General features: G+C 73.6%; 15 protein-coding genes. 9 read left to right on the top strand and 6 right to left on the bottom strand.

From position 1 onward, the window contains the following. The first annotated feature begins 8 nt into the window (after positions 1-8). Positions 9-1145 carry an AI-2E family transporter gene (locus tag C8N24_RS21305; RefSeq protein WP_170179298.1) on the top strand — a complete coding sequence of 379 codons (1137 nt, stop codon included), beginning with the start codon at positions 9-11 and terminating at the stop codon, positions 1143-1145. Here C8N24_RS21305 and C8N24_RS21300 read toward each other — a convergent pair. Continuing rightward, the gene (locus tag C8N24_RS21300; protein WP_121253902.1) at positions 1044-2177 is read right to left on the bottom strand and encodes a CaiB/BaiF CoA transferase family protein; all 1134 of its coding nucleotides are present in this window, start codon (positions 2175-2177) and stop codon (positions 1044-1046) included. The two genes, C8N24_RS21305 and C8N24_RS21300, sit on opposite strands and share 102 nt — an antisense overlap. Before the next feature lie 67 nt (positions 2178-2244). Between C8N24_RS21300 and C8N24_RS21295 the strand changes: the two genes are divergently transcribed. The 5 genes from C8N24_RS21295 (at position 2245) to C8N24_RS21270 (ending at position 6234) form a co-directional block, all read left to right on the top strand. Next, positions 2245-2523 (top strand): hypothetical protein, encoded by a 279-nt coding sequence (locus tag C8N24_RS21295; RefSeq protein ID WP_147447920.1) that lies wholly within the window; start codon positions 2245-2247, stop codon positions 2521-2523. A 23-nt stretch (positions 2524-2546) separates the two neighbouring features. Beyond that, positions 2547-3230: a ZIP family metal transporter gene (locus C8N24_RS21290; RefSeq protein WP_121253898.1), complete on the top strand. Its 684-nt coding sequence runs from the start codon at positions 2547-2549 to the stop codon at positions 3228-3230. 11 nt (positions 3231-3241) lie between these two features. Further along, positions 3242-5317, top strand: a complete 2076-nt coding sequence (locus C8N24_RS34190) for a winged helix-turn-helix domain-containing protein (RefSeq protein ID WP_170179297.1) — start codon at positions 3242-3244, stop codon at positions 5315-5317. 64 nt (positions 5318-5381) lie between these two features. Then, positions 5382-5819 carry a DUF7144 family membrane protein gene (locus tag C8N24_RS21275; protein WP_121253896.1) on the top strand — a complete coding sequence of 146 codons (438 nt, stop codon included), beginning with the start codon at positions 5382-5384 and terminating at the stop codon, positions 5817-5819. Between the two features lies 1 nt (position 5820). Beyond that, positions 5821-6234, top strand: a complete 414-nt coding sequence (locus C8N24_RS21270; RefSeq protein ID WP_121253894.1) for a DUF7144 family membrane protein — start codon at positions 5821-5823, stop codon at positions 6232-6234. A 47-nt stretch (positions 6235-6281) separates the two neighbouring features. On the opposite strand, the gene C8N24_RS21265 is transcribed toward C8N24_RS21270, so the two are convergent. Next, on the bottom strand, positions 6282-6782 hold the full coding sequence (locus C8N24_RS21265) for a DUF1269 domain-containing protein (protein WP_121253892.1): 501 nt from the start codon (positions 6780-6782) through the stop codon (positions 6282-6284). Positions 6783-6818: 36 nt separating this feature from the next. After that, positions 6819-8051, bottom strand: a complete 1233-nt coding sequence (locus C8N24_RS21260) for a hypothetical protein (RefSeq protein WP_147447919.1) — start codon at positions 8049-8051, stop codon at positions 6819-6821. Positions 8052-8142: 91 nt separating this feature from the next. On the opposite strand from C8N24_RS21260, the gene C8N24_RS21255 reads away from it, so the two are divergent. Continuing rightward, positions 8143-8535, top strand: coding sequence for a DUF7144 family membrane protein (locus C8N24_RS21255; protein WP_121253889.1), 393 nt, complete (start codon positions 8143-8145; stop codon positions 8533-8535). After that, the gene (locus C8N24_RS21250) at positions 8477-9586 is read left to right on the top strand and encodes a lysylphosphatidylglycerol synthase transmembrane domain-containing protein (RefSeq protein ID WP_245971945.1); all 1110 of its coding nucleotides are present in this window, start codon (positions 8477-8479) and stop codon (positions 9584-9586) included. Before C8N24_RS21255 ends, C8N24_RS21250 begins: the two co-directional genes overlap by 59 nt. On the opposite strand, the gene C8N24_RS21245 is transcribed toward C8N24_RS21250, so the two are convergent. The 3 genes from C8N24_RS21245 to C8N24_RS21235 all read right to left on the bottom strand — a co-directional run bounded on the left by C8N24_RS21245 (position 9560) and on the right by C8N24_RS21235 (position 13263). Beyond that, positions 9560-12211 carry a winged helix-turn-helix domain-containing protein gene (locus tag C8N24_RS21245; RefSeq protein WP_147447918.1) on the bottom strand — a complete coding sequence of 884 codons (2652 nt, stop codon included), beginning with the start codon at positions 12209-12211 and terminating at the stop codon, positions 9560-9562. The two genes, C8N24_RS21250 and C8N24_RS21245, sit on opposite strands and share 27 nt — an antisense overlap. A 206-nt stretch (positions 12212-12417) precedes the next feature. Next, positions 12418-12633: a hypothetical protein gene (locus C8N24_RS21240; RefSeq protein WP_121253885.1), complete on the bottom strand. Its 216-nt coding sequence runs from the start codon at positions 12631-12633 to the stop codon at positions 12418-12420. A 24-nt stretch (positions 12634-12657) separates the two neighbouring features. Beyond that, positions 12658-13263 carry a hypothetical protein gene (locus C8N24_RS21235; RefSeq protein WP_121253883.1) on the bottom strand — a complete coding sequence of 202 codons (606 nt, stop codon included), beginning with the start codon at positions 13261-13263 and terminating at the stop codon, positions 12658-12660. A 127-nt stretch (positions 13264-13390) separates the two neighbouring features. On the opposite strand from C8N24_RS21235, the gene C8N24_RS21230 reads away from it, so the two are divergent. Beyond that, positions 13391-14242: a universal stress protein gene (locus tag C8N24_RS21230; RefSeq protein ID WP_121253881.1), complete on the top strand. Its 852-nt coding sequence runs from the start codon at positions 13391-13393 to the stop codon at positions 14240-14242. Positions 14243-14244 lie beyond the last annotated feature (2 nt).

The following is a 14244-nucleotide window of genomic DNA, read 5'->3' as shown; positions in this document are numbered from 1 at the left end:
ATGCGGCCGTGAAGCCACAGCGGGTGGAGATCGTGATCGGCGTCAAGACGCTGATGACCGTGTTCGTCTTCGGGCTGCTGGTCGTGTTGGCGATCCTGTCGCTCGGCACGCTGCTGTCGATCTTCCTGGCGGCGGTGATCGCCCTCGGGCTCGACCCGATCGTGGCGCGCATGGTCAAGCGGGGCTGGAACCGCGGCAGGGCGTCGCTGGTCGTGTTCGCGGCGCTGTTCGCCAGCGTGCTCGTGCTGATCCTCGTCACGGCCGGCCCGGTGTGGGACGAGATCAAGGAGTTCATCCAGGCGCTCCCGGGCTACTGGCAGGATCTGCAGGAGTCGGACTGGTTCAACGACCTCTCCAGCACCGCGGGCTTCGACGAGAAGGTCCAGAGCTGGCTCGCCGACCTGGCGCGCGGCTTCCCCGAGGCGGCCTCGACGCTGCTCGGCGCCGCGGGCGGCGTGTTCGGCTCGATCCTGAGCATGGTCACGCTGACCTTCCTCGCGCTGTTCCTGCTGATGGAGCGGCCGATGATCACGAGCTGGCTGTTCGGGTTCGCGCCGCCGGAGGCCGAGCAGCGCTGGAGCCCGGTCGTCGAGGAATCGATCCGCGCGGTCTCCTCGTCGCTGCTGGGCAACATCGCGATCTCGCTCGTCGCGGGCACGATCGCCGGCCTGAGCGCGTACATCCTCGGCCTGCCGTTCCCGATCGTGCTGGCCGTGATCGCCGGGCTGCTGGACCTGATCCCGCAGGTCGGCGCGACCGTCGCCTCGGTCATCCTCGTCGCCGTCGCGCTGACCGTCGGCACGACCGAGGCCGTGATCATGCTGATCATCCAGCTGATCTACCAGCAGGTCGAGAACTACATCGTCTACCCGATCGTCTACAAGAAGGCGGTCGAGCTGAGCGCCTTCACGACGATCGTCGCGGTGCTGGTCGCGTCGGCGCTGCTCGGGATCGTCGGCGCGATCCTGGCGGTGCCGTTCGCGGCCGTGATCAAGACCGTGATCCGCGAGGCGACCGCCCCGCGCCGCGCCCGGATGGCGGCCCTACGCGACGGCCCCAGCGTCACGCAGGCGGGCGACGTCGTCGATGCCCCAGTCGCCAAGGACGGCGTCGGTGTCGGCCCCGGGCTCGCTCGCGGGGCCTGAGATCACGGCCGGCGTGCGCGAGAAGCGCGGCGCCGGCGCGGGCTGCAGCCGCCCGTCGACGGTCGTGAACGTGCCGCGCGCGACGTTGTGCGGGTGTGCGGGCGCCTCGGTCAGGCCGAGCACCGGCGTCGCGCACGCCTCCTCGCCCTCGAGCCGCGCGGCCCACTCGTCGCGCGTGCGGGTGGCGAACACCGCCGCGAAGCGCGCCTTGTACTCCGGCCAGCGCGGCTGGTCCCACTGCGGGAACGCCTCCGGGTCCAGCTCCAGGAGCCGCAGCAGCTCCGCGTAGAACTGCGGCTCCAGCGCGCCCACGGCCATGTGCCGGCCGTCGCTGGTCTCGTAGACCTCGTAGAACGGGGCGCCCGAGTCGAGCAGGTTGGTGCCCGGAGCGTCGTTCCACAGGCCCGCGGCGTGCATCGCGTGGACCATCGTCGCCAGCAGCGCGCTGCCCTCCACCATCGCGGCGTCCACGACCTGCCCCTGCCCGGACGTCCGCGCCTCCAGCACGGCGGCCACCACGCCCAGCGCGAGCAGCATCCCGCCGCCCCCGAAGTCGCCGACCAGGTTGAGCGGGAACAGCGGCTTCTCCCCCGTGCGCCGGATCGCGCCGAGCACACCCGCGATCGAGATGTAGTTGATGTCGTGCCCGGCGCGGGCGCTCAGCGGGCCGTCCTGCCCGTAACCGGTCATGCGCCCGTAGACGAGCTTCGGGTTGCGGGCGAGCGCGGCGTCCGGCCCCAGGCCCAGCCGCTCCATGACGCCCGGCCGGAAGCCCTCGACCAGCGCGTCGGCGCGCTCGCACAGGCGCAGCACCAGTTCGCGCCCGCCGTCGTGCTTGAGGTTCACCGCCGCTGAGCGCCGTCCCCGGTGCAGGAAGTTCCAGGCCCCCTCGCCGAGCGGATTCCCGGCGCCGCCCGCACGGTCGATGCGGATCACGTCCGCGCCGAGGTCCGCGAGCAGCATCGCCGCGAACGGGCCGGGCCCGATGCTCGCGATCTCGATCACCCTGACGCCGTGCAAAGGTCCGCTCATCGGCTCGCATTCTCACCGACGCGACGGTGGTGTGTCACCGGAGACCGAATGGGGCAGCAACGGGCTTGTGCCTGATGTGTGGTCACCGCCGCTCTCGCTGCGCGAGTCCGCCGGCCGTTGTCACCTGACGCTCGCCGGGCTCACCTACGGCGTCGGGTTCTCGCTGCAAGAAGCCGCCGACGACCTGATCGCGCGGCTCGTCGGGATCGCGCTCGGCGCGCGCTCGTCCGGGTACCAGCACGCGACGGAGGTGGGTCCGCCCGACCGTGACCTCGTCGAGTTCATCTCCGAGGTGGGCGACATCGCGGCGCGCGGCGACGACATCCGCCCGCGCGTGTTCGGTTGACCGCGAAGCGGTAGCGTGCGTCCATGGGATCAGCGCTGGTCTGGGGCGCGGTCGCGGCCGCGTCGCTCGTCATCGGCGGTCTGCTCGGCGTCGCCCGCGCGTGGCCGGACAAGCTCGTCGGCGCGGTGCTGGCGTTCGGCGCCGGCGCGCTGATCAGCGCGGTCAGCTTCGACCTGTTCGAAGAGGGCGTGCAGCAAGGCGGCGGCGTGCCCGTGGCGATCGGCCTCGCCGCCGGTGCGCTCACGTACTTCACGCTCGACCGGATCGTCGAGCACAAGGTCCCCGGCGCCGGCGCGGCGCTCGCGCTCGGCGCGCTCCTGGACGGCATCCCCGAGCAGGCGGTGCTGGGCATCGGGCTCGCCTCGGGCAACGGCGTCTCGATCAGCCTCCTGGCCGCGATCTTCGTCTCCAACCTGCCGGAGGCGATCGGCGCCTCGACCGAGCTGCACGAGGCCAAGCGCTCACGAGCCACGATCCTGCGCATGTGGGGCGCGGTGGCCGTCGTGTGCGTGATCGCCACCGTCGCCGGCTACGCGATCGCCGACGCCTCGTCCGGCGACTTCAAGGCCGGCATCAACGGCTTCGCCGCGGGCGCGCTGCTGGTGATGCTGGTCGACTCGATGATCCCTGACGCCACCCGGAAGGCCGGGAGGATCGCGGGGCTCGTGACCGTGCTGGGATTCGCGGTCGCGGCCGGGCTCTCATAGAGTCCGCCTGAGTGTTCGAGGTTCCTCTCATCGAGAGCAAGCTCGCGCGGCCCCGCTCGCGCGCGGACCTGGTCGACCGGCCGCGTGTGACCCGCGCCCTCGAGCGCGCGGCCGAGTCGGAGGTCGTGCTCGTGTCCGCGCCGGCGGGCTACGGGAAGACCGTCGCCGTGGCGTCCTGGCTCGAGCACGCGCCGGCGGCCTGGGTCTCGCTCGACGCCGCCGACAACGACCCGGTGCGGCTGTGGCGGTACGCCGCGGCGGCGCTGGGCACGACGCTGCCCGACGCACCGCTCGAAGTCGCCATCGACGCGCTCGCCGAGCGCGAGCAGCCGCTCGTGCTCGAGGACGTGCACGTGCTGAGCGACAAGCACTGCCTGGCCACCCTCGGCCACGCGGCGCGGGTGTTCGCGCGGCTCGTCCTGATCTCGCGCGCCGACCCGCCGATCCGGCTGGCGCGCCTGCGCGTCCAGGGCCACCTCGGCGAGGTGCGCGCACCGACGCTCGCGTTCACCGTCGAGGAGGCGGCGCGCGTGCTCGGCGAAGGCGTGGACGCGGAGGCGGTGGTCGCGCGCACCGAAGGTTGGCCGGCCGCGGTCTACCTCGTCGCGCTGTGGGTCCGCGACGGCGGCGACGTCACCTCCCTCCCCCGCCGGCACCTGTCCGAGTTCGTCACGACCGAGGTGCTGGCCGGGCTCGAGCCCGAGCTGCACGACTTCCTCGTCGGCACCGCGATCCTGTCCCGCCTGTGCGCGCCGCTGTGCGACCACGTCCTGCGGATCGAGGACTCCGCCGAGCGGATCGCGGCGCTCGAGCGCCGCAACCTGTTCCTCGTCGCGCTCGACGACGACGAGGCCGGGTGGCACCGCTACCACCCGCTCTTCCGCGAGCTCGTGCGGCCCGACGACGACGACCCGGTGCCGCGCTGCCGGCGCGCCGCGGAGTGGTTCGACGCCCAGGGCCAGATCGAGGAGGCGGTGGAGTACGCCCGCGCCGGCGGCGACCACGCGTTCATCGCCGACCTGATCGACCGCCACCAGCTGACGCTCACGCGCTCCGGCCGCACGACGACCCTGCTGCGCTGGCTGCGTGACCTGCCCGAGTCCGAGCTCGCGGAGCGGCCCGTGACGCTGGTCGCCGGCGCGGCCGCGGCCAGCGCCGGCGGTCGGCCCGCGTTCGAGGTCGAGCGCCTGCTGGCCGCGGCCCGGCGCGCGCACGCCAAGCACCCCGAGGCCTGGACGCCCTACCAGGAGGGGATCCTGCGGATCACCACGGCGATCGCGCGTGACGACGACGTGCCGGCGGCGATCGAGGCCGCCGAGGCGGCGGTCGCGGTGGCCGACGACGAACTGGCCGTCGCCGCGCTCGCGACCCTCGCCGCGATGCAGCTCAACGCCGGTGACGAGCCGCTCGCGCGCCGCACGTGCGCGCAGGCGCTCCAGCACCCGACGGCGGAGCGGCGCCCGCACGGCTTCGCGGTCGCGCTCGCCACGATCGCCATCACGGAGGTTCAAGCCGGCCGGCTCGAGGCGGCGCGCGAGCACGCCGACCAGGCGCTGCTGGTGGTGCGGTCGACGGGCAACGTCGACACCCGGATCGAGGCCCGCGCGCACGCCGCGGACGCCGTCGTCGCGCGCGCCGAGGGACGCCTCGGCCGGGCCGTCCGCGCCGCCGACCGCGCGCTCTCGCTGCGGCCCACCGGCGCCTTCCGCGCCCGCATCCTGCTCGAGCTCGCGCTGGCGCGCGCCGGCCGCGGCGAGCTCGCCCGCGCCGAGGCCACGCTCGCCGAGGCGCGCGCCGTGATCGCCGACTGCCGGGACGCGGGCGGCGCGCCCGCGCTGCTCGAGCGCGTCACCGAGACGTTGCGGCGGACCGCCGTCGAAGGCCCGACGGAGCCGCTCTCCCCCGCCGAGCAGCTGGTCCTCGAGCAGCTGCCCACACCCCGCTCGAACGCGGAGATCGCCGGCGCGCTGTTCCTGTCGGCGAACACCGTCAAGACCCACCTGCGCTCGATCTACCGCAAGCTCGGCGTGCACTCGCGCGACGAGGCGGTGACCCGCGCGACCGCGCTCGGGCTCCTCTCGTCCTGAGCCCCGCGCAGTTCACCCGGAACGGGCGATGCCGGGCGCTCCGCAGGCGCATTAGCTTCGGCTCATGAGCATGGTCGAACCCACGCGTTTCCGGACGGAGCAGCGCCCGCCCGATGGCGTCTTCCTCGGCGCGGACAGCTCGCCCAGCTGGGTGATGTTCAGCGCCTCGATGATCGGCCTGTTGGCCGTCATGAACTTCATCTACGGGATCGCCGCGGTGGCGGAGTCCTCGTTCTTCGTCGGCCAGACCGAGTTCGTCTTCAGCGGTCTGAGCACGTGGGGCTGGGTGCTGATCCTGATCGCGGCGGCGCAGCTGCTGACGTCGTTCGGCGTCGCGGCGCAGATGACCGGCGCGCGCTGGGTCGGCGTGGCCGTCGTGTCGATCAACGCGATCGTGCAGCTGCTGGTGCTGCCCGCCTACCCGTGGTGGGCGGCGATGCTCTTCACGCTGGACATCCTCGTCATCTACGGCCTGGTCGCCCACGGCGCCCGGAAGGACTGACATGCACGTTGACCCGTCGACCTACGACGTCGACCTCGGCCGGCCCTGGATCATCTTCGCGGGCGTGATGCTCGGCATCGTGGCCGTGCTGAACCTGATCTACGGCATCGCGATGATCAGCGACTCCAAGTTCTTCGTCAACGACACGAAGTTCGTGCTCGCCAACCTCAACTTCTGGGGCTGGGTGCTCACGATCCTCGGCGGCGCGCAGCTGATCACCGCGGGCGGCATCTTCGCCGCCAAGGAGTGGGCGCGCTGGCTGGGCATCCTGTTCGCCGCCGCGAACATGATCGCCAACTTCCTGGCGATCGACAGCTACCCGGCGCTGACGATGATCCTGTTCTTCGTCGACGTGATCATCATCTGGGGCCTGTTCAACTACGGCGGGCGCGACCGCTACAACCTCGCCGGCTGAGCGGCCATGGGCGATCTGGCCGCCCGGCCAGATCGCCGCCGCGTCGGCTAGGCCGTCGCCGCCTCGCGCGTTTCGAGGACGTGCCGCAGGCGCTCCTCGGCGTCGTTGTCGAGCGACGTCTGGATGACGTCGCCGCCGAAGTGCGCGATCTCCGGCAGGACCTTGTCGGTCGTCGCGCTGCGGACGAGCAGGATCAGCGCCGCGCCTCCGGACTCGAGCTTGGTGCCCAGGTCCTTCATGAAGTTGTCGTCCACGCCGACGTCCGTGAGCGCTCCGGTCGCGGCGCCCGTGGCGGCGCCGACCGCCATGCCGAGCAGCGGCACGAAGAAGATCAGGCCGATCAGCCCGCCCCACAGCGCGCCGCCGACCGCACCGCCGGCCACGAGCTTGTTCGTCTGGTGCAGCTTGACCTTGCCCTTCTCGTCGCGCGTGACGACGACGGCGTCCTCCAGCGAGATCAGGTGCTCGGTCTGCAGGCGGCTCAGGGTGGCCACGACCTCGTCCGCGGTGGACTTGTCGGGATAGGCGATCGCCACGAGTGTGCTCATGCCCCGGATGCTCGGCCGAGCCGGGGTGGGACGGCATCACCCACTGGGGGCGATGATGTGGTGCTCCTCGTCGGTCGGCGCGTCACGGGGCTCCAGGCCCAGCAGCGCGATCACGCCGCACAGCGCGCCGGCCACCAGCAACGTGACCAGCACCACGCCGCCGGTGAGCGGGCTGTAGGCGAACAACACCAGCAGCCCCAGCCCGCCGACGACGAGCATCAGCGTGCGCTCGTGACGGGCGACCCACGTGCGCTGCCGGCTCCCCCACACGCGCCGCCCGAGCGCGGCCAGCGGCAGCCCGGCGACGTACGTGATCAGCGCGACCAGCACCGCGACCACCACGGTCACGCGCACGCCGTCGCGCAGGAAGGCGACGAGCGTGTCGAAGATGTTGGATGCGGCGTCGCGCGGGAGCGCGCCCTGATCGAGCGCGTCCAGGTACGCCGAGCGGCCGACCGCGAGCAACGCGATCAGCAGCACCATCGCCACGGCGACGCCGATGCCGGCGCGCAGCAGCCCGCGCCGCCAGCCCGACGCCAGCCACACCGACCCCGCGAGGCACAGCAGCGCGAGGATCGGCAGGACGATCGCGCTCGCTTTCAGCGCCTTGACGCCGGTGCGCGCGTCGGCGAACGCCGAGGACTGCACGAGCTCGATCCGGCCGTCGACGGTCGGCGGGATCGCGGCCGCGATCCGGCTCAGCCCGCGCTCGTCGAGCGCGGTCTTCACCCGGTCCACCACCGGGGACAGGTCGAGGTAGAGCGTCTCGTCGTCGAGCGCGAGCCGGTTCGAGCGTCCGGTGGTCAGCAGCTCCACCAGCCGCGTGTGCGCGCGCCGGTTGGCCTCCACCCACAGCGTCTGGAAGCGGTCGGAGCGCGTGAAGGTCTCGATCCGGTCGCTGATGACGGTCTTCGCGCCGGTCTCGATCGCGGGCGCGAGCAGGTCGGCGCGGTCGGGCAGGACCTCACGCGCGAGCGAGGTGAAGTCGACGCGGGTGAAGATCGCGGTCTCGAGCTTGGCGGCGACCGCGTCCTGCACGCCGGGCTCGGCGGCGATCGGCGCGACCGTGCTCACGTACCGGTCGGTGTCCAGCAGCGTCGCGCGCAGCCACACCGCGACGAGCGACAGCACGGCGAGCCCGCAGCCCAGCACGAGGAGGAGACCGGAGAACGTGCCGCGGACGCGGACCCGCCGCGCCACCTTGCGCTCGAGCTCGGCGTTGCGTGCGCGCAGCCGCTCGACCTCGTCGTTGGGGACCACATCGGTCACGGCCAGAGCCTCCCGAGGACACGGGTGATGCGTGGTCATCCCGGCGGAGTGATCCGCGCTCACCCGCGCGTGGCCGAACGTCCACGGGGAGATGAGCGCGGGACCTCCAGTCGAACGCGGGCAGAACTGGACGGCGTTCGTCGTCTGCCTGTTCTTCGTGCTCGGGTGCTTCAACCTGATCGACGGCCTCGCCGCGCTGGTGCAGGACGACTACTTCCGCGCCGACGAGCTGCTGTTCGGCGACCTCGCGCTGTGGGGCACGATCTACCTGTGCATCGGCGTGGTGCAGCTCTTCGCGGCCTGGCTGCTCCATCGCGGGAACCCCTTCGGCCCGGCGCTCGGCGCGATCCTCGCGCTGATCAGCGCGGTGGTGGCCCTCACGTCGCTCGGCGCGTATCCCGTCTGGTCGGTCATGATCCTCGTGCTTGACGGCCTCGTCATCTACGCCCTCACCGTCTACGGGACCGGCCGCGCCACCGCATGACGCGTTCGGCGATCGCGTCGAGCACGCGATCGAGGCGCACACCGCGGCCCCCACCGAGGCCACGCCGCCCACCCCGCGCCGGCTCCGCCGCACGATCTTCTGGCTCGCCGTCACCGGCGTCTCGATCTACCTGGTGTTCCCGAGCATCGTCGAGGTCTTCGGCTCCTGGCGCCAGATCACGCGCTTCTCGCTGCTCTCGCTGCTGGTGATGGCGGGGCTGCAGGCCGCGTCGCTCGCGTGCCTGTGGGCGCTGCAGTGGGTGGCGATGCACGGCGTGCGCTGGCGCGCCGTGATCAGCTCCCAGCTCGCCGGGAACGCGCTGGCGAAGATCGCGCCGGGAGGCGGGGCGATGGGCTCGGCGCTGCAGTACAAGATGCTCGTCCGCGCGGGGGCGCCGCCGGCCGCGACCGTGACCGCGCTGACCGCCGTCAACGTGCTCGTGTTCGCGATGGTGCTGGCGATGCCGGTGCTCGCCATCCCGTCCCTGCTGCGCGGCGGCGTGAACGACACGCTCGAGCACACCGCGTTCGCGGGCCTGGGCGTGTTCGTGGCCGCCAGCGCGCTCGGCGCCGTGCTGCTGTCGATGGACGGCCCGCTCGCGTGGGTGGGCCGCGTGGTCCAGCGCGTGCGGAACCGCCTGCGGCGCGGCTCGGAGCCGTTGACGCGGCTCCCCGACCGGCTCCTGCGCGAGCGCGACCGGCTGCTGGCCACGCTCGGTCCGCGCTGGAAGCGCGCCCTGCTGGCGACCGTCGGCCGCTGGACCTTCGACTACCTGACGCTGCTCGCCGCGCTGGCCGCCATCGGCTCCCATCCCCGGCCCGGCCTCGTGCTGCTCGCGTTCTGCGGCGCGCAGGTGCTCGCGCAGATCCCGATCACGCCGGGCGGCCTGGGCTTCGTGGAGGCCGGCCTGAGCGCCATGCTCGCGCTCGCGGGCGTGTCGGCCGGCGACGCCGTGCTCGCCACCTTCGCCTACCGGCTGTTCTCCTACTGGCTGCCGCTGCCGCTCGGCCTGGTCGGCTTCGGCTTAGCGCCGGGAGGAAAGGAGCCGTAGGTCCCGCGCGCGTTCGACGGCCTCGCGCCGGCGGGCGACGTCGAGCTTGCGGTAGATGCTGCGCAGGTGCGTCTTGACCGTGTTGGTCGTGACGAACAGCTCGGCGGCGATCTCGCGGTTGGAGAGCGCGGTCGGCAGGTAGCGGAGGATCGCCTGCTCGCGCTCGGACAGCGGCTCCAGCAGCGGGGCGACGTGACGCGTGGCCGGCGCCCGGTCGGCGAACGCGTCGAGCAGCTCGCCGACGAGCGCCCGATGGGCGGTGCCGGCGCGGATCTGGTGGCGCAGGAGCTCTTCCATCGGCCGGCCGAGCTCCAGGAACGGCCAGCGGTGGCGGTTGCCCTCGGCGAGGGCGAGCGCGTCCTCGAGCGCCCGCGTGGCCCTGCCCGGCTCGCCGTTCTCGTGGTAGGAGATGGCCAGCAGCACGAGCGTCTCGACCCTCGTGACCGCGTGCATCGCCAGCTGGTCGCCCGCCGGCTCGAGCAGCTCGACCGCCTCGGCAGGATCGCCGCTTGCCAGCGCGAGGCGCGCATCCGCGGCCGTGACGGCCATCGACCGGTCGTCCTCGACCGACGCGAGCGTCAGCGCCGCCTCCTCGAGGGCCCCGTCCTGGATCTGCAGCCGCGCGCGCATCGCCGCCACGGCGCCGCGCTCGTACACCAGGGGCGGGCCGTGGTGTCGATGCAGCGCCTCGTAGTCGTCGAGCACGCGGATCCCGAGCTTGGGCTCGCCGCCGGCGCCGTGCATGCGGGCGTCGAGGTGGGCGATCACGAAGTCCAGCTGGCGGCGGCGCAGCCTCGCGGCGGCGCCCCGCGCACGCTCGAGGTGCTCGGCCGCGTCCGCCGGCCGCAGGTCGTAGAACGCGTGCAGCGCGAGCGCGGCGTGCGCGCATGCGGTCTGCGGGATCTTGCACCAGCCGCGGCGCGCGGCGAGCTCGATCGCCTGCTGCCCGTGGCCCTGGTCGTCGGCGGGGCCGTGCAGCATCACGTCGTGCAGCGCCAGGTAGCTGAGCGCCGAGACCGCGACGTAGTCGAGCTGGTGCGCTCGTGCCCCGGCGACCGCCTTGTGCAGCTCCTGCCCGGCCCGCTCGAGGTCGTGCGCCCACAGCGCGGTCTCGCCGAGCATGGCGTGCACGAGCGCCTCGCGGGCGCCGTCCTCCTCCGGGCCGGCGTGCGTCGCGGCCTCGGCGAGGAGCGCGTCCGCGGCCCGCAGCGCCGCGTCGAAGTCCCCTTCGAGGCGGGCGATGCCGAGGCCGGCGAGCGCCATCGTCTCCAGGTAGCGCCGCCGGCGCGAATCGGGATGATCGGCCTGCTCGGCGTGTGCCATGTGCAGCTCGGCCGAATCGGTGTCCCCCACGTCCAGCGCCGCGCAGGCGAGCGCCGCGGACAGCTCCGCGTCGCGCTCGAGCCGCTCCGCGGGCACCTTGGTCAGCAGCTCGCGGACGGCGGCGGCGTCGCCGCGCACGTAGAGGTCGAACCAGTGGGCGGCGACGACTTCCACCGCCAGGTCGTGCTCGCCCGCCAGGACGGCGTGCTCGAGCGCCTCCACGGCGGCGCAGCGCTCCGCGTACCAGCGAGCGGCGCGCGCGTGCAGCGTGGCGAGCTTCGCGTGCAGCTCGCGCTCGGCGCGGGTGCGCAGCAGCTTCCCGAACAGGCGGTGGTAGCGGAACCACTCGCGGTGGCCGTCCACGCCCAGGACGAACCCGTTGGTGCGCTCGAGCATGGCCAGCGTGTCCGCCCCGTGGGTGTCGCCGGTGAGCGCGTCGGCCAGGCTGCCGCAGATGCGGTCGACGAGGCTCGTACGCAGCAGGAACGCGCGCAGCTTCGGCGGCTGGCGATCCAGCACCTCGGCCAGCAGGTAGTCGGCGACGACGCGATCGTCGCCGGCGAACTCGGCCACGAACGTCGCCGGGTCGTCGCGGCCCTGGAGGCTCAGCGCGGCCAGCCGCAGGCCGGCGCCCCAGCCCTCCGTGCGCGTGTGCAGCGCCTCGATCAGCTCGTCTTCGAGAGTGAGGCCGTGCGCCTCCAAAAGCGCTTTTGCTTCGTCGCGCGTGAACGCCAGGTCGGTCGCGCGGATCTCCTCCAGGCGGCCCCGCACGCGCAGCACGTGCAGGGGCAACGGCGGGTCGCTGCGCGCGGTCATCACCAGCCGGAGCGTGTCCGGCGTGTGCAGCAGCAGGAACGCCAGCTGCGCGAGGCACCCGCGGCTGCGCAGGACGTGCACGTCGTCGAGCACGAGCACCACCGGCTCGGGCAGCGCGGCGAGCGCGTTCACGAGCAGCGGCATGAACGTGTCACGGCTGTCGTTGACCGGCGCGGCGAGCCCCGCCAACGCCGAGTCGGGCGGCACGGCACCGGCCAGGTCGAGCGCGGTCAGCACCGCGTCCCACAACCGGCCGGGCTCGTCCTCGGTGGCTTCGAGCGTCACCCACGCGGCGCGCTCCACGCTCGTGGCGACGAGCGCGGTCTTGCCGCTGCCCGCCGGCGCGCACACGAGCGTGACGGGCCGCTGGATGCCCGCCTGCACCCGCTGGGTCAGGCGTGGCCGCTCCACCATCCCGAACGGCGACGGCGGGACCGCGAACTGGGTGACGAGGGCTGGTGCTCTACGCACAGCCGCTGCGCTCATGACCGGCCCCCGTACGGCATGCTGCGTGCCAACCTACGCGAGTGTGCAAGGTTTGTCGAGCTTGCGGAATGCTCACCGGATAAAGGTGTGAGCGCTCCAATTGACAGTCTGTTGCGCATCGGCGGATTCCGCCTCCACTCGCCGGCCGACGAGCGCCGGCGGGAGGTGCGTGACTCGACGGCGATCCCGCGAGCGCGGCCGCAACGCTAGAGGGACTTGTGCGCGCGCGGCAGCTGGCGCACCTCGACGAGCTCGAGCCCCAGCTCCTGCAGGTGCTCGAGGATCCCGTGCAGGCCCTCCTGGTCGGTCACGGGTCCGCGCAGAACGGTCTCCACGGGCTCGGTCTCGGCCTCCAGCCCGAGCGCGTCGGCGAGGTGGTCGCCCACCCGGCCTCGAACGCGGATCTCGTAGTTCAGCGTCATACGGCGGCAGGGGCATCTTGCGACTCAGGTGGGTGACGGCTCGTCGCTCCGACGGGATGACTGCCGCCGTGCCAGTCCGGCGATCCGGGTCGGCGTGGTGGGCGCGTCGGCGTCCAGCGCGACGCCCGCCAGGCTGCGCGCGATCGGCTCGCGGGCGCGGCCCACCACCACCAGCGGGCACGGCAGGGCACGCAGCTCGGCGCCGTCCCGGCGGTCCAGCGCGGCGCTCTCGGTGGCGAGGACGACCGCGGCCGCGCGCTGCCGCGCGACGGCTTCGGCCAGCGCGTCGACCGGCGTGGCCGCGCCGAGGTAGGAGATCCGGCAGTGGCGGGCGGCGAGGGCCAGGCCGAGCGCGATCAGCTCGAGCACGGCGTCGTCGCTCGGTGCGCACGCCAGCACGACCAGCGGGCCGTGCACGCGCTCCCAGCCCTGGGCCTGCGCGAGGAGCCGCAGCTCGAGCAGCGAGGTCGCGAAGCGCAGCTCGGCGGCGTCGTCGAGACGGGCGAGCAGCGGCCGGCCGACGTCACGCAGGAACGCCTCCGGCGGGACCGTCGCGAACGCCTCGTCGAGCAGGTTGTGCGCCGATTGCAGGCGGAAGCGATGGACCGCGCGCTCGAGGCGCACGACCAAGGGCTCACTGTCCAAGATCCCCGCCGATCCGTCGTGGATGCCGGGACCATCCCGGCCGCGCGGGTGAACGAGCCTCACCCGGTCCGGGTGAAGGAGCGTCATCCCGCGCCTGCGTAGGTTCGCCGCGATGCGCTCCACCGTGCTCGTGGCCTCCAATGGCGATCCGGCGCCGGCGGAGTTCGCGCGGGTGATCGCGGGCGTGCTCGGCGTGGGCGTGAATACGGTGGCGGTGGCCGCGGCCGACGAGCCGGACGACGCGCCGCTCGTGCGGGCCGGCACCCGGGTGGAGCGGGCGAGCTCGGCCGCCGCGGGCCTGCAACGCCTGATCGTGGCGGAGGAGCCGCTGCTGACCGTGCTCGGCTCGCCGGCCACGGCGCGGCACGGCCGCGTCGCGCTCGGCACGACGGCGGAACGCGTCCTGCACGGTGCCGCGCGCGCGGTCGCGGTGGTCCCGCGGGGCCACGGCGAGCGCGCGCTCGGGACGATCGGCGTCGGCCTCCTCCCGACCCCGGAGTCCCTGCGCGCGCTCCACGCCGCCGCATCCCTGTCACGCGCGGCGGGCGTCCCGCTCCTCGTCCTCACCGTGCTGCGGCGGTCCCCTGACCTCGCGGACGCGACCGATCTCGCCGCGCGCCTCGCGCCTGAGACCCCCTCCCCGACGCGCGGTCCGGCGGCGAGCATCCTCGGCGCCGCGATCACCGCGGCGGCACGGGAGGGCGGGGACGCGTGGGACGAGGAAGTGCGCGAGCGCGGCCGCACGCGGCGCGTCGCCGTCGAGCCGCGCGTGCTCGTCGGCGACGCCGTGGATGCATTGATCCGCGCGACCGGACGGCTCGGCCTCCTCGTGCTCGGCTCGCGCGCCTACGGGCCGGCCGGCGTCGTGCTGCCCGGTGGCACCGCCCGGCGGGTGCTCGCCGCCGCGCGCTGCCCGGTGCTGCTCGTGCCGCGCGCGCAGGCGGCGCTGCTCGTCGCCGCGTGACG

It is taken from the genome of Solirubrobacter pauli (assembly GCF_003633755.1).
Lineage (GTDB): Bacteria > Actinomycetota > Thermoleophilia > Solirubrobacterales > Solirubrobacteraceae > Solirubrobacter > Solirubrobacter pauli.
The sequence above is the reverse complement of the archived record's forward strand: the minus strand, read 5'-3'. Positions and strand labels throughout refer to the sequence as shown.